This is a genomic window from Microvirga soli (assembly GCF_016734765.1).
GTDB classification, from domain to species: Bacteria; Pseudomonadota; Alphaproteobacteria; order Rhizobiales; family Beijerinckiaceae; genus Microvirga; species Microvirga soli.
In genome coordinates, this window is sequence record NZ_JAERQE010000028.1 from 34,533 (window position 1) to 50,779 (window position 16,247).

The 16,247-nt window shown below is 63.1% G+C and carries 14 protein-coding genes; 5 read left to right on the forward strand and 9 right to left on the reverse strand.

All coding sequences use genetic code 11. The features are described from left to right. Positions 1-5: 5 nt before the first annotated feature. On the reverse strand, positions 6-1,262 hold the full coding sequence (locus tag JKL45_RS20015; protein WP_376771053.1) for a glycosyltransferase family protein: 1,257 nt from the start codon (positions 1,260-1,262) through the stop codon (positions 6-8). Between the two features lie 176 nt (positions 1,263-1,438). Between JKL45_RS20015 and JKL45_RS20020 the strand changes: the two genes are divergently transcribed. The 3 genes from JKL45_RS20020 to JKL45_RS20030 all read left to right on the forward strand — a co-directional run bounded on the left by JKL45_RS20020 (position 1,439) and on the right by JKL45_RS20030 (position 5,855). After that, positions 1,439-4,159, forward strand: coding sequence for an ABC transporter transmembrane domain-containing protein (locus tag JKL45_RS20020; protein WP_201863345.1), 2,721 nt, complete (start codon positions 1,439-1,441; stop codon positions 4,157-4,159). Further along, positions 4,156-4,602 (forward strand): Crp/Fnr family transcriptional regulator, encoded by a 447-nt coding sequence (locus JKL45_RS20025; RefSeq protein WP_201863346.1) that lies wholly within the window; start codon positions 4,156-4,158, stop codon positions 4,600-4,602. Before JKL45_RS20020 ends, JKL45_RS20025 begins: the two co-directional genes overlap by 4 nt. Positions 4,603-4,772: 170 nt before the next feature. Beyond that, positions 4,773-5,855, forward strand: a complete 1,083-nt coding sequence (locus JKL45_RS20030) for a transglycosylase SLT domain-containing protein (protein ID WP_201863347.1) — start codon at positions 4,773-4,775, stop codon at positions 5,853-5,855. Positions 5,856-6,311: 456 nt separating this feature from the next. On the opposite strand, the gene JKL45_RS20035 is transcribed toward JKL45_RS20030, so the two are convergent. From JKL45_RS20035 to JKL45_RS20045, 3 genes are all read right to left on the reverse strand, one after another. Continuing rightward, the gene (locus JKL45_RS20035; protein WP_201863348.1) at positions 6,312-6,977 is read right to left on the reverse strand and encodes a DUF924 family protein; all 666 of its coding nucleotides are present in this window, start codon (positions 6,975-6,977) and stop codon (positions 6,312-6,314) included. A gap of 83 nt (positions 6,978-7,060) precedes the next feature. Continuing rightward, positions 7,061-7,297 (reverse strand): Lrp/AsnC ligand binding domain-containing protein, encoded by a 237-nt coding sequence (locus JKL45_RS20040; RefSeq protein ID WP_201863349.1) that lies wholly within the window; start codon positions 7,295-7,297, stop codon positions 7,061-7,063. An 85-nt stretch (positions 7,298-7,382) separates the two neighbouring features. Further along, positions 7,383-8,687, reverse strand: coding sequence for a UDP-glucose dehydrogenase family protein (locus tag JKL45_RS20045; protein WP_201863350.1), 1,305 nt, complete (start codon positions 8,685-8,687; stop codon positions 7,383-7,385). A gap of 170 nt (positions 8,688-8,857) precedes the next feature. Here JKL45_RS20045 and JKL45_RS20050 point away from each other — a divergent pair, with 170 nt between their 5' ends. Continuing rightward, the gene (locus JKL45_RS20050) at positions 8,858-9,871 is read left to right on the forward strand and encodes an asparaginase (protein WP_201863351.1); all 1,014 of its coding nucleotides are present in this window, start codon (positions 8,858-8,860) and stop codon (positions 9,869-9,871) included. Between the two features lie 56 nt (positions 9,872-9,927). Here JKL45_RS20050 and JKL45_RS20055 read toward each other — a convergent pair whose 3' ends face one another. The 4 genes from JKL45_RS20055 to JKL45_RS20070 all read right to left on the reverse strand — a co-directional run bounded on the left by JKL45_RS20055 (position 9,928) and on the right by JKL45_RS20070 (position 13,751). Further along, on the reverse strand, positions 9,928-10,731 hold the full coding sequence (locus JKL45_RS20055; RefSeq protein ID WP_201863352.1) for a bestrophin-like domain: 804 nt from the start codon (positions 10,729-10,731) through the stop codon (positions 9,928-9,930). A 188-nt stretch (positions 10,732-10,919) separates the two neighbouring features. Next, on the reverse strand, positions 10,920-11,903 hold the full coding sequence (gene meaB / locus JKL45_RS20060; protein WP_201863353.1) for a methylmalonyl Co-A mutase-associated GTPase MeaB: 984 nt from the start codon (positions 11,901-11,903) through the stop codon (positions 10,920-10,922). An 89-nt stretch (positions 11,904-11,992) separates the two neighbouring features. Further along, positions 11,993-12,865 (reverse strand): carbon-nitrogen hydrolase family protein, encoded by an 873-nt coding sequence (locus JKL45_RS20065; protein ID WP_201863354.1) that lies wholly within the window; start codon positions 12,863-12,865, stop codon positions 11,993-11,995. A gap of 127 nt (positions 12,866-12,992) precedes the next feature. After that, positions 12,993-13,751, reverse strand: coding sequence for a DUF3750 domain-containing protein (locus JKL45_RS20070; protein ID WP_201863355.1), 759 nt, complete (start codon positions 13,749-13,751; stop codon positions 12,993-12,995). Positions 13,752-13,896: 145 nt separating this feature from the next. Here JKL45_RS20070 and JKL45_RS20075 point away from each other — a divergent pair, with 145 nt between their 5' ends. Then, on the forward strand, positions 13,897-14,904 hold the full coding sequence (locus tag JKL45_RS20075; RefSeq protein ID WP_246498713.1) for an alpha/beta hydrolase: 1,008 nt from the start codon (positions 13,897-13,899) through the stop codon (positions 14,902-14,904). Positions 14,905-14,927: 23 nt separating this feature from the next. On the opposite strand, the gene JKL45_RS30530 is transcribed toward JKL45_RS20075, so the two are convergent. Then, entirely contained in the window at positions 14,928-16,112 is a 1,185-nt protein-coding gene (locus tag JKL45_RS30530; RefSeq protein ID WP_281401779.1) for a family 16 glycosylhydrolase, read from the reverse strand. Positions 16,113-16,247: the final 135 nt, after the last annotated feature.

Sequence of the window (16,247 nt, forward strand, 5' to 3'; positions counted from 1 at the left end):
TCAGGCTACTCGGCCGCCTGATGATAAGCAGGGGCAAACCGTGGTCGGGACTGGGTCAGCACTTTGAGCCGTTCGCACACCCGGTCAAGCCCGTCGAGAAGGTCCGGGATCACCACCTCGGATGGGCGTGGCTGGGTCGAGAGGGCCCGCAAGGCCGCCGCCATGCGCTCCGGCGTGCGCGGTTTCTTGTAGTCGCTCAGCATACGCAAGAGGCCGAGCCGCTCGGCCTCCACGGCCCGGATGTACTGCTCCAGCCGCGGCCGGGTGCGTGGGACGATGAGGGTGCGCTTGTCGAACGACAAGGCCTCGCAGAAGGTGTTGTAGCCCCCCATCGCCACCACCGCGTCGGCCTTCTTCATGAGCCATTCGATCTTATTGTCGAAGGACATCACGTCGAGCTTCGGCTGCCGGGCGATGCGTTCCACGAAGGAGCGGCGCTGGTCCCTGTCGATGAACGGCCCGAAAAGGATCAGGGCAGGCTGATCGAGATTCGGCTCCGCCTCGTAGGCCGAGATCACCCAGTCGATCAGATCGTCCCCGTCGCCGCCGCCGCCGGTGGTCACCAGGATGAAGGGCTGCTTGGTAATCTTGGGATATTTGGTCAGGGATGGTGTCGGCGGCACGTCCCGGCGCAGATAGCCGGTATAGGTGATCCGGCTTTCCACTTCCGGAGGCAGGTCGAGCGCCTTGAGGGGCTGATAGACATCCCTCAATCCGTAGACCCAGATCTCGTCGTAATAGCGGATCAGGGCCGTCCTGGCGCCCTTGCGTTCCCACTCCGGAACGAGAAGCGCAGGCTCGTCCATGACGTCGCGGATGCCGAGCACGAGCCGGCATCCTGCGGCCTGGAGATAATCGAGAGCCGGCACGACCTCGCCGCGAAAACCTGTGGGCTCCTTGTCGACGATGAACACGTCCGGCTGGAAAGCCTTGGCCGCCTGGAGAATCAGGGCCTGGCGCAGGCCCACGGCTTCATCCAGGTTCACATTGAGGTTGAGGCTGCGGTAATCCCCGTCGGGAAGCTTGGTGACCCCCGGGATGCGGATGTAGTCGACCCCGCTCTCAAACTCGAAGTTCCCGATGACGGGCGAGCCCGAGATGATGATCACCGAGGTGCCCGGCTGCGCCTCCACGATGGCATTGGCCAGCGCTCGAGACCTGCGCAAATGGCCGAGCCCGAACGTGTCGTGGCTGTAGATCAGGATCCTTGCGCCCGAATGGGACTTGACCAAGGGCAGGCCTGACTCTGTTTTCGGCTCCATGACCGCCTCTGCCATGCAGGCATCCCTTGGTGGGCAAGAAAAGGAAAATGACGTATCGTTTATTGACGTTAGGCCAGCTATCTCTACCCTTGCAATAGCCCCCCTCGTCAAACTATGGCGATGCCGCAGAACGGAAAGAGGGATCACAGGCACATGAAGATGGCATCACAGCGCTAATGGAAAAGAGCCTTTTCCGCTATATCTGGACCCATTCGAAGCGCGACCAGATGATCATCTGCGCCGTCGTGCTGGCGTCCTTGCCATTTTACTTCATGTCCCTCGATCTGCCTCGCCAGATCGTGAACCAGGCCATCCAGGGTGAGGCCTTCCGCGACGGAAACGCGACGGCTCCCTTCCTCAACCTGTCGTTCGACTGGCCGGGCTGGCTGGGGGGCGGCTCATGGGAGATCTTCAAGGGCTTCGAGGTTGGCCGGGTCGGCCTGCTCATGGGCCTGTCGTTCATCTTCCTGTTCTTCGTCATCGTGAACGGGGCCTTCAAGTACTGGATCAATGTCTCCAAGGGTGTGTTGGGCGAGCGGATGCTCCGGCGTATGCGCTTCGACCTGTTCGCCATGGTGCTGCGCTTCACCCCGGACGCCCTGCGAACTGTCAAGTCCTCCGAGACCGCGACGATCGTTAAGGACGAGGTCGAACCGATCGGCGGCTTCATCGGCGATGCCTTCATCACGCCCGTATTCCTGGGCACGCAGGCCATCACGGCGCTCGTGTTCATCATGGTGCAGAATGTCTGGCTCGGCCTGATCGCGCTCTCCGTGATCGCCGTGCAGTTCACGATCATCCCCCGTCTGCGGCGCGAGCTGCTGCGCCTCGGCAAGCAGCGCCAGCTGGCATCCCGCCAGTTGGCCGGGCGTATCGCGGAGGTCCTCGACGGAATCGAGGTCGTGCATGTTCACAATGCCTATGGCTGGGAAAGAGCCGAGATCGGGCACCGCCTCTTCAATCTCTTCTCCATCCGCCTGAAGATCTACAACCGGAAATTCTTCGTCAAAACTCTCAACAACTTCCTGGCCCAGCTGACGCCGTTCTTCTTCTACGCCATCGGCGGCTACTTCGCCCTGCGCGGCACCCTCGATATCGGTCAGCTCGTCGCCGTCATCGCCGCTTACCGCGAGTTGCCGCCACCCCTGAAAGAGCTGATCGATTGGGACCAGCAGCGCCTCGACGTTCAGGTGAAATACGATCAGGTCACGCAGCATTTTGCCGAGGACAGGCTCGGCCCGATGATCGAGATGCGTGAGGTGGCAGAGGCGGATCAGCCCCTGATCGGTACCCTCGTCGGCGAGGAGATCCGGGTGGCGGGACCCCATGGAGACCTGATCCTCGAAGGAGGCGCCTTTACGGTCGAACTGCCCGCCCATGTGGCGCTGATCTCGAATGGCGGTGCGGCCGCCAGCCTCCTGGCGCGCATCCTGGCCCGTCGAAGCCTGGAATTCAGCGGCCGCATCCGCATCGGCGAACGCGACCTGACGCAGCTTCCCGTCTACGTGACCGGGCGTAGGATCGCCTATGCGGGCGTGGATCCGATTCTCTTTCCCGGCAGCATCCGCGACAACCTCGTCTATGGCCTCCGCTCCAAGCCTTTGGGCCGGCAGAGGGAGGACAGGCAGGATATGGACCGCCGGATCGCGGAGGCGCTCAGAACCGGCAATCCCATTGAAAGCATCTCCGATCAGTGGGTCGATTACGAACGTCTCGGCGTGAAGGACGAAGACGAGCTGGATCGCATTCTCCTCGATCTCCTCGACAAGGTCGGCATGGGCGACACGATCTACCTGTTCGGCTTGGCCGGCAGGATCGATCCGGAACGCCATGCGAGCCTTGCCGAGCGCCTCGTCGAAGCACGGCACCGCCTTCGCGACACCTTCCAGTCCAACGGCATGGCCGATCTGGTCGAACCCTTCGATCCGGCGCGCTACAACAGCCAGGCGACGATTGCGGAGAACCTTCTCTTCGGCGTGCCGATCTCCGACGAGTTCAGGGGGCGCAATCTCGCGGACAATGCCCAGTTCCGCAGCGCCATCGACAGGGCCGGCATGACGGACGACCTCGTCGGTATGGGCCTGCAGATCGCCGAGACCATGACCGAGATCTTCGAAGGGCTGCCGCCGGGGCATTCCCTGTTCGAGCAGTTCTCCTTCATCGGGGCCGACGAGCTGACCGAGTTCGAGGCCATCCTGCGCCGCCGCAGCCGCGGGGAGGGCAACCTGAAGCGGGAGGACCGCACACGGCTCCTGTCCTTGCCGCTCGCCTATATCGAAGCCCGGCACCGTCTGGGCCTTCTCGACGAGGCCATGACCGGCCGGATCGTCGAGGCGCGGGGGCTTGTGCGCGAGGTGCTCGAAAAGTCGGGATCGGCTGGCGTCGAGTTCTACGATCCGGAAGGGATCTGCACGGCCGCCCCCTTGCGGGACAACCTCCTGTTCGGGCGTGTCAGCTATCAGGTGGCCAATGCCCGGGCGCGGGTCGGCGAAGCCGTTGCCGCCGTCGTTCGCGAGCTCGACCTTCAGGAGGAGGTCGATCGAGTCGGCCTGGAGTATCAGGTCGGCACGGCCGGCAGGCTCCTCTCGCCGCAGGAGCGGGCGAGCGTCAACCTGGTCCGCTGCTTGGTGAAGCGGCCGGACATTCTCGTGATCGACGGAGCGTTCGCTCCCTTCGACGAGGCGCGCAGCCAGCAGCTGATGCAGCTGCTTCTCGACATGTTCGATCAACAAAGCCTGTTCATGGTCCTGCCGAATGATCGACAGGCCGGCGACTTCGATGTTCAGATGCGCTTCCGCGATGGACAGATCATAACCGACAAGACGGCCGCTCCGGCCTCGAGGGCCCCTAGCCCTGAGCCGGACGCGCCCCAGAGGATAGCAGGAGAGGTGGCATGACCCTTGAGACGGAAGTTCAGTCCTTGCGGCAGGTCCCGATGTTCCGGGATGTGGACCCCGCTCGTCTCAAGCTCCTCGCCTTCACCAGCGAGCGGGTGCAGTTCGCCGACGGGCAGCGGTTCTTCTCCCAAGGGGATCCGTCCGACGCCGCTTATGTGATCCTCGACGGCCGCGCCAGTGTGCTGCTCAACACCCCCGGCGGGGAAATTCAGGTGGCGGAACTCGGGGGCAACGCCCTCGTGGGCGAGATGGGCATCCTGTCCGACACCCCGCGCTCAGCCACGATCATGGCGGCCGAGCCGACCACGGCGCTGCGAATCGACAAGCGGGTGTTCCTGGAGCTCCTGGCGCAGTTCCCCCAGATGTCCCTGGCCATCATGCGGGAGCTGGCCAAGCGTCTCGAGCGGACCAATGCGCAGCTTGTCGCACAATCCTCATCCTAAATTTCCGGAAAAAACCTGAATTTTTCCCGGGGAAAAGCCAGTCAAGGTTAGCAAAATCCTACCTCTTATGGCCAAGCTGACCGATTCTCGACACATCTACCCGTCAACCCTGTCTCCAGAATAACACAAGGGAAGGCCTGATCGTCTGGTCGGGTCATGCGGGATAAGTGATGATGAGTAACGCGAGAACGCTGCTATGCGCAGTACCGCAGCCTGTTGCGGACGTGCGCAAGACCGGAAGCCGCCGCTCACTCCACGTTGCCCTGGCCGCAGGCCTGATCATGGGCCTCCAAGGCCTCTCAGCCGGACCGGCCGCCGTAGCCACCATTCCCACCGGCCTGCTGGCACGGCCTGCCGCCGCCCCGCAGGTGCGGGAGGGCATCACCGGTTCGGTGGTGACGGCATCCGTGGCCTACACCCCGAAGCTTGCCAAGGATCCGGGTCTGTTCAAGGCCATCCTCGACGGCGCCTTCTCCTTCACCAAGCCCCGCGCCGAGAAGCCGGCATCCCCCACGATCTCGGAGACGGAAGTCGGCGATCCCGATGAACTGATCCCCTTCAACGGCCGTACCGTGCCGCGCTGGCTGGTGCATTCGATTCTCAAGGCCGCTCAGGTCACACGCGCCGACCCGGTCTACATGATGACCCTGGCCGATGTGGAATCGAGCCTCTCGCCGGAAGCCAAGGCCCGCACCTCCTCGGCCCAGGGTCTGTTCCAGTTCATCGACAGCACCTGGATCGAGACCGTCTATCACCACGCCGCCGATTACGGCTTCAAGGCAGCCGCCGAGGCGATCCGCTATGTCAACGGAGAACTCACCGTCGAGTCCAAGGACCGCGACTGGGTCATGAGCCTGCGCACGGACCCCTATTTCTCGGCGCTCATGGCCGGCGAGCTGATCAAGGATGTGGAGCGGGCTCTGCAAGCTCAGGGCGAGCGGGAGCTGGCCGAGGCCGAGCTCTACCTCGCGCACTTCCTGGGCGCTTCCAGTGCCGTCCGGTTCCTCGAGGTGCTGGATCAGGACCCGAACATGAAGGCCTCCAAGCTCTTCCCGAAGGCCGCCCGCGCCAACGCCGGGCTCTTCATGGACGGCAAGGGCCGCAAGCGCCGTCCCGTGAGCGTCGCCGAACTCTACGACAAGATCGACACGAAGATCGTCCGACGCCTCGACCGCTACGAGGGCATCGGCCCGTATCTCGCGGAGATCGCGCGTCCGGCCGAGCGCACGGCCGAAGCGGCCGTCGTGCAATAATAGTTCGAGACCGTCGTTTTAAAGCCACCAGCTCATGGAACTGGTGGCTTCCTACAACATATTATATTGTAAATAGTTGAGCAGCCGTTGGCCTAGCTTAGTTAAAGTCTTGCAAACTTACTTTGCCTACTCCAAGGCCACGGCCACCTGTGACAATTGCAAGTTCTTTGTCTGTCAAAACGATTGCAGGCTTCTTCTCAGGTTTCTTAATCTTCACGTCACATTCCTTATCTGCATAAATCCCCTATAGGCTATAAAGGCTTATATGCAACTTTGTAACGTATAAGATCTTATGCCTGAGGTAAAGATACATGTGCCGCACCCTGTGAACGTTAGCCTCAGTACTGTGAGCAAGAGCGTCGGGATCCTAATTCGGGACCTCACGCGTCGAATACTCCTTAGTTACACTCCGCCTCTCTGTCGTGCTGAACAACAAGAAGGAAGACCTGGGGCCACTCACCCGACCGCGCTGATCGCCGACTGGGCTGAGGCCGGCAGCGTCCGCGTATGCACGAAGTCTCCCTTGGCCAGATAAGCCAGCTCCTTGGGCGTGGAAGCGCGGCCCAGCACCGGATTGCGGTGCGGGAACCGGCCGAACCGGGTGATCACCTCAAGGTTGGACCGGGCCTGACCGAGCGAGAACTGCCAGACGGGCTTGAGCTGCTCCGGGGCTTCCTCAAGGGCCTGTTCCGAGATGGCAACGATGCGCCTCATCCGCTCCAGATGATCAGGCCCCTCTGCATGAGCGAGGGGAAGGAAGTGAAAGAACTTCTCAAAGGAGCTTTGCAGGGCATCGTAGTGCCCGTTCCGGAGGCCATCCTCGGCGATGCTCAACGCATCCGGATCCGACGAATAGGCTTCGGCTGTCCCGGCGAACAGGCCGCGCGGAAACTGATCCAGAACGACGATGAGGGAGAGGCGCCCGAGCGGCGTTTCAAGCCAGTGCTCCAGTTCACCGGCTCGTGCCGCCTGCACCACAGGGGCAAAGCGCACCAGCTCCGCATTGGCGCCGCCGCGCATCCACCAGGCGAGCATCTGCCAATGGGCGGCGACGTCGGCATTCGAGAGGTCGACGGGAAACCAGAACCGGTAGACCTGTTGCCAGTCCATGCGAGATGACATCGGTTTCTCCCTCAAGGAAATCCGATGTTAGGCCATGCCGGCTGTCTCTGATGTGACCTGGATCACATACGGGTCAGGACGCTTCAAAACGCCTTGAAGGTGATGATCGTGTGCGTGTCGGCAATCTCGGGGATGCTCTGGACGTTCTCGGCGATGAAGTGGCCGATATCGACGTCGTCGTCCACGTGGAACTTGGCGAGAATGTCGTAGTTGCCGGCGGTCGAGTAGATCTCGGATGCGATCTCCCGGTCGGCAAGGGCGTTCGCGACGGCGTAGGTCTTGCCGAGCTTGCACTTGATCTCGACGAAGAAGGTCTGCATGGGCCGCTCCCGGTGGCGCTGTCTTTGCGATGCCTCTCTCATGGCATCGGCGGGACCGGCGCGCAAGCCGATCCCCAGACCAAGGTTACGGCCGCCCGATGCTGACGTATGTGAAGCCGTGGCGGCGCATCTCGTCAGGACGGTAGACGTTGCGCAGGTCCACCACCACCGGGGAGGCGAGGGCAACCTTCAGGCGGCGCAGGTCGAGCGCCCGGAACATGTCCCACTCGGTCACGAGCACCAGGGCATCGGCATCGCGGGCGCAGTCATAGGCATCCTTGGCATAGGTCACGTCCGTCAGCATGGAACTGGCCGCCTGCATGCCTTCCGGGTCATAGGCCTTCACCCGGGCGCCGGCATCCTGCAGGGCGGTGATCACGTCGAGGGCGGGTGCGTCGCGCATGTCGTCGGTGTTCGGCTTGAAGGTCAGGCCCAGCACCGCAATCGTCTTGCCGCGCACGGAGCCGCCGCAGGCCGCGATCACCTTGCGGCCCATGGCGCGCTTGCGCTGGCTGTTGACCGCCGCCACCGTCTCCACGAGGCGGATCGGCGCCTCATGATCCTGAGCGGTCTTGATCAACGCGAGCGTGTCCTTCGGGAAGCACGAGCCGCCATAGCCGGGACCGGCATGGAGGAACTTGGAGCCGATGCGGTTGTCGAGGCCGATGCCGCGGGCCACGTCTTGCACGTTGGCGCCCACATGCTCGCACAGATCCGCGATTTCGTTGATGAAGGTGATCTTGGTGGCGAGAAACGCATTCGCGGCATATTTCGTCAACTCGGCGGTGCGCCGGGACATGGCGAGCACCGGCGACTGGTTGAGGTAGAGCGGCCGGTAGATGTCGTTCATGACGCTCAGGGCGCGCTCGTCATCGGTACCGATCACGATGCGGTCCGGGCGCTTGAAGTCAGCGATGGCCGCGCCTTCGCGCAGGAATTCCGGGTTGGACACCACGGCGAAATCCGCGTCGGGCCGGGTGTCGCGGATGATGCGCTCGACCTCATCGCCGGTGCCGACCGGCACGGTGGATTTCGTCACGATCACCGTGTAGCCGTCGATGGAAGCGGCGATGTCGCGGGCGGCCTGATAGACGTAAGAAAGGTCCGCATGACCGTCGCCGCGCCGGGAGGGCGTGCCGACCGCGATAAATACCGACTCGGCGCTCCTGACCGCCTGAGGTAGGTCGGTGGTAAAGGTGAGCCGCCCCTCGCGTACGTTCTTGGCGACGAGTTCCGCCAGCCCCGGCTCGAAGATCGGGATCTCGCCCCGGTTGAGGGCCTCGATCTTGGCCGGATCCTTGTCCACGCAGCAGACCTCATGGCCGAAATCCGCAAAGCAGGCGCCGGAGACCAGGCCCACATAGCCTGCTCCGATCATCGCGACATGCATCCAGGCGCTCCCCGTTTGTTCGAGCCTTGGGTTTAGGGTGACCTGGGCTCTGCCGCAAGCCGGTCCCTGCGGCGATTTCGTGGTGGTTTTCTGCTATTTTGCAACAAGGTCCCCTTTGACTTCTGCCATGAGTGCCTCCACAACACCGCCGCTTTTCAAACGGGGCATTGATGCACAATCCATTTCTTGTCGAGGTCACTCGCGGCCATCTGGTCGAGTCGCGCCACAGGGGCAGCGTCTCCGTGGTGGACGCTGAAGGGGCCACGGTTCTGTCGATCGGTGATGTGGACCGGCGCGTTTTTCCGCGCTCCGCCATCAAGGCGCTCCAGGCCATGCCGCTGGTCGAGAGCGGGATCGCGGACAAATACGGCCTCACCGACGATGAGATCGCGCTGGCCTGTGCGTCCCATTCGGGCGAGCCGGCCCATGCAGCGGCAGCCGGCTCCATGCTGGCCAAGGCGGGCCAGGATGCGGGCTGCCTCGAATGCGGCACCCATTGGCCGATGGGCGAGGCTGCAAACCGCGCTCTGGCAGCCTCGGGAGGAAGCCCCAACGCCCTGCACAACAACTGCTCGGGCAAGCATGCGGGCTTCATCTGCCTCGCCTGCGGCCAGGGGGAGAACCCGAAGGGCTATGTGCTGGCGGACCACCCGGTCCAGCGGATCGTGCGCGAGACCCTGGAGGACATCACCGGCGCCTGCCACACGGTCGAGAAGAGCGGCATCGACGGCTGCTCGATCCCCACCTATGCGATCCCGCTTCCGTCGCTTGCCTTCGGGTTCGCCCGGTTCGGCACCGGAATCGGCCTGCCGGGCGAGGGCAGGGCAGCCGCCGCCCGCATCCGCAAGGCCGTGGCCCGCCATCCCTTCATGGTTGCCGGCACCGGACGCTTCGACACGAAGCTGATGGAGTGCCTCGGCGAACGCGCCTTCGTGAAGGTGGGCGCAGAGGGCGTCTATTGCGCCTCGTTCCCGGAACTCGGCTACGGGATTGCCCTGAAGGCCGAGGACGGCAATGGCCGTGCGGCCGAGGCCATGATGGCCGGCCTCGTTCTTCGCTTCCTCCCCTTGAGCGACAATGAGCGCAAGGCGGTCGAGGCCCTGGCACAGCCCGTGCTGAAGAACTGGAACGGCATCGAACTCGGGCAGATCCGGCCGACCGCGGAGATCACGGGCGCGGCCTAGAGCATCGAACGCAAAAGTGGGTACCGGTTTTGCGTGGAAAGATGCTCAAAGTCTTTTCAGGCCCGTGGCTGCATCTGCTGGCGGGCCTGGATGAGGTCGTCGGGCCGAAGGCCATGCGCGCCGTGGAACGGCCTGTCGAGCACGGCGACCATATAGACGACGAGGCCGATAAAGGCCATCAGCACGCCGCCGAGAATGAAGTGGGTCGTCCGCTTCAGATCGAACAGCCAGAGAGTGAACACGTTGAGCGCCGCGCCGACCATGACGACGGCCCAGATCACCCTCGGAATGCTTGTTCCCGCCGCCTGCACCCGAAGACGCCGCTGCTCGATGAACTCGGCGAAGGTTCTCAAGGCCTCGCCGTGAAGCAGGTCTTCGCCGGTGGTCCGGTCGGGCCTGAAGCCGAGAAGCTCCCGGCTTAAGCGATCGACCAGCTGCGTGCCCGGCGTGGAGACCTGATTGCCTTGCTGGAAGGCCCAGCCGGGGCCGGTCTCCTCCTCGACATACTTGAGCAAGGCCTCCGAGAGTGACGTGCGGACAGGCTCCGGATAGCCGCTGAAGACGTTGTAGAGAGCGACCGCACTCGAGGCCTCCCGCCCAACCGCATCCTGGGCCTTGTTGTAATTCTCGAAGACCGCGATGGAGAGCAGGGCCAGAAGGACGCCATAATAGAGCGAGAAGGCGTTCAGGAGCAGGCCGACAACCGTATTCGCGTCCTTCTCTCCGCGCAGCAGACGGCTGACGACGGGCTGCAGCAGCGCCGAGCCGATCAGGGTCGGCACCACGAAGATCAGGCAGACGATGGCGCCGCCGAGCAGGAGGGGCAGCTGATGCAGCCGGTCGATCACGATGCGATCCACTCCTGTCCTGGCGGGCCATAGAGGCGCTTCAGGATTGAAGCGGGTTTTCGAGCCCGGATCAGGTGCAATTGCGGATAGGTGCTACAGCATCGGATGGATCCCAAAAGTGGATTTGCACTTTTGGGATCCATCCGATGCTTATGCTTTATACTGGCGCATCGTGCGGCCCGATGGGTCCGCACGATGCGCTAGATTCCCAGCAGCTTCACGATCTCGCTTGCCGCCGCATTGGGCGACAGGGCGCCGTCGGCGATGGCCCGCTCGATCTCCGGCACGCGCTGGCGCAGGGCCGGATCGTGGGTGAGGCGTTCGTGCAGGCGCTCGTGGACAAGTGCCCACATCCATTTCGTATCCTGGTCGCGCCGCTTCGCGGCAAGTTCCCCGGTCGCCTCCAGGCGCTTGCGATGGTCGAGCACCTTGGTCCAGAGCTCATCAAGCCCCTGGCCGGTGAGCCCTGAGACGGTCAGCACGGGAGGCGTCCAGGTGGCTGAGGCGGGGGCCAGGATGTGAAGGGCGGCCTTGTACTCCGCAGCAGCGGCTTTCGCCTTGGCACCCGCATCGTCCGCCTTGTTGACGGCGATCAGGTCGGCCAGCTCCAGGATGCCCTTCTTGATCCCCTGCAACTCGTCGCCCGCACCGGGCAGCATGAGGACGAGGAAGAAGTCGGTCAGGTCCGCCACCGCCGTCTCCGACTGCCCGACGCCCACGGTCTCCACCAGGATCACGTCGAACCCGGCAGACTCGCAGAGCAGCATGGTCTCGCGGGTCTTGGCCGCGACGCCGCCGAGCGTCCCGGAGGAGGGCGAGGGGCGGATGAAGGCATTGGGATCAACTGCCAGCCGCGCCATCCGGGTCTTGTCGCCGAGGATCGCCCCGCCGGTGCGGGTGGAGGAAGGGTCGACGGCAAGCACCGCCACCTTGTGCCCCTTCTCGGTGAGCATGGAGCCCAGGGTATCTATGGCGGTGGACTTGCCCACGCCGGGAACGCCGGTGATGCCGATGCGCACGGCCTTGCCGGTGCGGGGCATCAACTCCTGAAGGAGAGCGCGGGCCGCCTCCCGGTGATCGGGGCGGCGCGATTCCATGAGCGTGATGGCGCGCGCCAACGCGGCCCGGTCGCCGCTGGCGACCGTCTCGGCCGAAACTGCTGTCTTCTGTGAGCCCCCGGTCATAGGAGAGCTTTAGCGCATCGTATGGAAAAGTGGATTCAGTTTTTGAAGCGCTTATACCGCCTACTTTCTCTCCTGAGAGAGCGATGGGTCTAAAAAGCATCCCGTGCGAACGACCGTGCTGACTTGCTTGCCCTCGAGCGGTAAATATCGCCACGGCGAGCTTCCTCCCGCCCTATGCGGGCTCGCTCGGTTGCCGCCCAGGCACTCCCAGCCTCTAAGCTAATGCGGCCAATGACAATCTCATTGTTATGACGAGTGGCTAATACAACCACATTGCCGAGCGGATCAATGAACTGCGTGGAGGAGCCCTGGACTGGGTTTGCTGGAGTCACCATGCTGATCCAATAGGAGTTGTTGGCCGCGTGGGCCTGGGCCGTGATGCCAAAGATCGCATCCTGTCGAGCATCCTGATCGCTATACCGGCCCGCTGTGAAGGTTGAGAATAGAAGGCATTGGACTCCGAGTTCCTGATATTGTTCGAAAATCTCAGGAAACCGTATCTCGATACAGATTACGCATCCAAAGCAAACTCCGTTCACCGTGAATACCACAGGGTCGAAGCCAGGAGTGTAGAGGCCGTTGATCTCCGAATGAGAGCAAAGTCGTTTATTGTATCGTGTGATTAGCTTTCCGTCAGATCCGATCACGTAAAGGCAATTATGCGGTGGCTGTCCATCATCCAGTCGGTGAACGCTCCCGAATACAGTCCAAAGGCCTAATTCTCCGGCGAGAGCTGCGATATCCTGGGACTTGGCGTGAAGCCGGTTCCAATCCGCGGTAGTCCAGCACTCGAAGGGGACTATTTCTTTTCTTCCGTATCCGGACAGGGCACCTTCGGTGAAGTGGATGAGATCTGCTCCTTCTGCTTTGGCACGATGCATGAGCTCCCGCATTCGAGAGGCATTCGCTTCGACATCTGGCGTTACCAATGTCTGCGCCAAGGCAATCTTCAATTCGCTCATAGCACCATCTGTAAGAGGAAAGTGCAACGGTACTACACCCTGCGGGACGTGCGGCCCGATTCAATCTAGGAATCTCACAACTTTCTAGGCCGGAGCTCTCCTAACCCGATCTCGCCTTCTTGGGCTTTCACCACGTGATCGGGTCCATGCCGAATCGTCCCCAGGCGGGAATCTTGATCGCGGGGCGGCGCAGGTCGAGGCCGGCGACGAGGCCCATGAAGTCGATCTCGATGCCCTCGATCCAGCCGATTGCAATGCCGGCATAGCCGCCGAGCGAGATCTGGATGCCGGTACGGCTCGGGGTGAGGCCCACGATGTCGCGCCAGGGCTGCCAGTCCTTGCCAAGGGCCGTGGGCGGCAGGGGAGCGGCGAGTTCGGGGACCGAGCGCATTACGTGGGCCACGAAGGTGTTGGAGTTCGGGCCCGGCCAGGCGTTGTAGGCCCCGAAGGTCGAATAAGGATAGCTCGCCACGGCTTGGCGCACCTGCGGGATCAGCCGCTCGGCCTCGGGGCCCCCGATCACCACCACGGGATGGGGAGCATTGCCGAACCAGCGCCCGTCCGGCGCCCAGCCGTTGGTGCGCACGGGGCTGCCCCAGCCGACCTTGTCGTAGCGGGTATAGGTGCGGGCGCCGGCCTCCTTCACCACCACCCAGGTGTGGTGGGCGAAGATGCCGCGCCAGCGCCCGACCCGCGCGGCATAGACCGCCACGATGGCCTGAGGCGCCTCGGACGCCGCCGGCAGGAGCTTTGCGCTCGACCAGTCGGCCGCCCCCCAGTTCGGCGCGACGTCGTCCCGCATGGCCCACCAGGCGGCATGAGCCCCCAGGGGGATGAGGAAAAGGGCGACGATGATAAGGAGAGTCCGGGCGAGGGCGGCGAGCATGGGCTGAAGGTACGGTCCGTTCCCGCCGGCATCAAGGCACCGTGCCCTATGCTCACGTTCACCAATGCTTTACCGCAATCCGGCACCACTGGGGTCTGCAGCAGGGTTTTCGCCTTGCGCCTGCCATGATCGAGGGCAAAACAGCATGACCTTCCTTGTCTCCTGTCGAATCCCGGACCTCATGCGCTTCTCCTTGTCCCGCCTCGCCATCGTGTGCCTTGCCGGCATTGCCCTGTCCGGCTGCGTCGGAGAGGATTCGGCGCTCGTCAGCCCCGCCGCCTTCAAGATCGGCCTGGAGAAGGACCCGAAACTGCTTGTCGCGACCACGCGGCTCCCGGTGGGCGATCCGCCCAAGAAGCCATGGTTCAGCAGCGAACGCTCGGCGGACATGATTTTCGCGGAGGCGCGCCTGACGCCGCCGTCGGGTTCGCTCCTCGGCAGCGGCAGCTGGAATATCGCCAAAGTGGAGAACGTTGACCGCAGCAACGCCGCGCAGGCCTTCGCGCAGGCCGCCTTCGGCCGCGACCTGCTGCTCTACATCCACGGGTACAAGGAGAGCTTCGAGACGGCTGCGACCTCGACCGTCGATCTCTCGGAGGGCATCAAGTTCGCGGGCGTGACCGGTCTCTTCACTTGGCCGTCCGCCGCCTCGACCTTCAGCTACGTGGCCGACCGCGAGAGCGCCATGTGGTCCCGCGACTCCCTTGAGGATCTGCTGACCGCCATCGCCAAGACCCCGAGCGGCGGGCGCATCCACATCGTGGCGCACAGCATGGGCACGCTGCTGACACTGGAGACCTTGCGCATGGTGCGCGCCTCTGGCGGCGAGAGCGCCATGGAGCGCATCGGCGCGGTGGTGCTGGCAGCCCCCGACATCGACATCGACCTGTTCGCCCGCGGCCTGGAGCGTCTCGGATCGGATGCGAGGAAGATCACCGTGATCAGCTCCACCAACGACCGGGCGCTCGCCGTCTCGAGCCGCCTCGCCGGCGGCATCGTGCGGGCAGGGGCGGCGGATCGCGAGCGGCTGGAGGCTCTGGGCGTGCGCGTGGCCGATGCGTCCGAGTTCGGCGGCGGCATCATCAACCACGACCTGTTCCTATCGAACAAGGAAGTGCAGCAGGTGGTGAAGCGGGCGATCGAGCGGTCCTAAATAAACCGCTCGATCATGGGTTCTCAGATGATGACGAAGTCGTCGTATTTGAGCTGCGCCTTGCTGATGCCGTCGAAGGTGATGGAGCCGCTGTCAGCAAGCTTCAGAACAGCATCGCCGGCGGCATCGTCCTTGATCTGCTTGTAGAGGCCGGCAAAGTTTTTCTGGCCGGCAATCGCTTTCGTGATGCGCACCACGTCCCCGCCAAGAAGGTCAAAGTCGAGGATCACGTCGTGGCCGCTCGGCCCGGTCCGGTAGATGAAGGTATCCGCACCGCTGCCGCCGACTAGGGTATCGTTCCCTTTCAGCCCTTCGAGCGTGTCGTTGCCGTCATAGGCATAGATCGCGTCATCGACGATGCCCGCACGGATGTCACCCACGAGAGTGTCGGCCTTCAATCCGCCCGATATCGCCGGGGGGATCGCCACCTCAGGAGTTTCATCGAGCGCCCAGGCGCGGATGTAGTCGATTTGGAATTCTGCTGGAAGCTGCGTTGTTTCATCCGGCACACCCGGCCAGTTGCCGCCAACCGTGAGGCTGGCGAGCAGATACATCGGCTCGTCCATGCCTGCGGGCGTCTCCATGGAGTAAACCTCCATGCCGTCGAGGTAATAGGTGATCGAATCCGCTGTCCACAGGGTCCCGTAGCTGTGGAAGCCGAGGGAGAGATCGATGCCTGCTGAAATGCCCTGCGTATCGAAGGCATGGCTGCCAGCCGCATCGGTCCAATGCGAGCCGACGTAATAGGTTGAAGGATCATGGCCGAGCAGCTCCAGCACGTCGATCTCCGGCGGCCAGTTGCCACTCTGCGGCAGCAGCCAGAAAGCGGGCCACAGGCCCTGGCCCGAGGGCACCTGGGCCGAGATCTCGAAATAGCCGTAGGTCTGCGAGAAGGTGCCGTGGGTGTTGATGAGCCCCGACACGTAAGGGAGACCGTCCGTCAGACTCGTGTCAGGGGAGGGCTGGGCTGTGATCGTCAGAATGCCGTCGCCGGCCCCGAAGGGATCGGCCGAAATTCTGAACGGGTCGAGATGCGGGTTTCGCTGGATGACTGCCGTCGAGCGGTCGGCAAAGTACTGCATCTCGCCATTGCTCGCGAGACTGCGCCCGCCCCACCAGTATTTCGTTCCCCAGATCGAAGTGTCGAGATAGATGCCGGTGAACTCGTCAGAAAAGGTGAGCCTGTAGTCGTCCAGATTAAATGTCATGAACAATCCTCAAAGAAATTATCTGAAAAAGATCTTTGAGGGATGTTTCCTGTACGGCAGGGCGGACACAATCCGTAGAACCACCTATTTCAACGCCATGCTTAATGCATAGCTAATATTGGTCAGGCATGTATC

What these genes read in the sequence shown, in the direction of transcription:
- JKL45_RS20015 (WP_376771053.1), bottom strand. Translation starts at nt 1,262, where the DNA reads ATGGAGCCGAAAACAGAGTCAGGCCTGCCCTTGGTCAAGTCCCATTCG.
- JKL45_RS20020 (WP_201863345.1), top strand. Translation starts at nt 1,439, where the DNA reads ATGGAAAAGAGCCTTTTCCGCTATATCTGGACCCATTCGAAGCGCGAC.
- JKL45_RS20025 (WP_201863346.1), top strand. Translation starts at nt 4,156, where the DNA reads ATGACCCTTGAGACGGAAGTTCAGTCCTTGCGGCAGGTCCCGATGTTC.
- JKL45_RS20030 (WP_201863347.1), top strand. Translation starts at nt 4,773, where the DNA reads ATGATGAGTAACGCGAGAACGCTGCTATGCGCAGTACCGCAGCCTGTT.
- JKL45_RS20035 (WP_201863348.1), bottom strand. Translation starts at nt 6,977, where the DNA reads ATGTCATCTCGCATGGACTGGCAACAGGTCTACCGGTTCTGGTTTCCC.
- JKL45_RS20040 (WP_201863349.1), bottom strand. Translation starts at nt 7,297, where the DNA reads ATGCAGACCTTCTTCGTCGAGATCAAGTGCAAGCTCGGCAAGACCTAC.
- JKL45_RS20045 (WP_201863350.1), bottom strand. Translation starts at nt 8,687, where the DNA reads ATGCATGTCGCGATGATCGGAGCAGGCTATGTGGGCCTGGTCTCCGGC.
- JKL45_RS20050 (WP_201863351.1), top strand. Translation starts at nt 8,858, where the DNA reads ATGCACAATCCATTTCTTGTCGAGGTCACTCGCGGCCATCTGGTCGAG.
- meaB (WP_201863353.1), bottom strand. Translation starts at nt 11,903, where the DNA reads ATGACCGGGGGCTCACAGAAGACAGCAGTTTCGGCCGAGACGGTCGCC.
- JKL45_RS20065 (WP_201863354.1), bottom strand. Translation starts at nt 12,865, where the DNA reads ATGAGCGAATTGAAGATTGCCTTGGCGCAGACATTGGTAACGCCAGAT.
- JKL45_RS20070 (WP_201863355.1), bottom strand. Translation starts at nt 13,751, where the DNA reads ATGCTCGCCGCCCTCGCCCGGACTCTCCTTATCATCGTCGCCCTTTTC.
- JKL45_RS20075 (WP_246498713.1), top strand. Translation starts at nt 13,897, where the DNA reads ATGACCTTCCTTGTCTCCTGTCGAATCCCGGACCTCATGCGCTTCTCC.
- JKL45_RS30530 (WP_281401779.1), bottom strand. Translation starts at nt 16,112, where the DNA reads ATGACATTTAATCTGGACGACTACAGGCTCACCTTTTCTGACGAGTTC.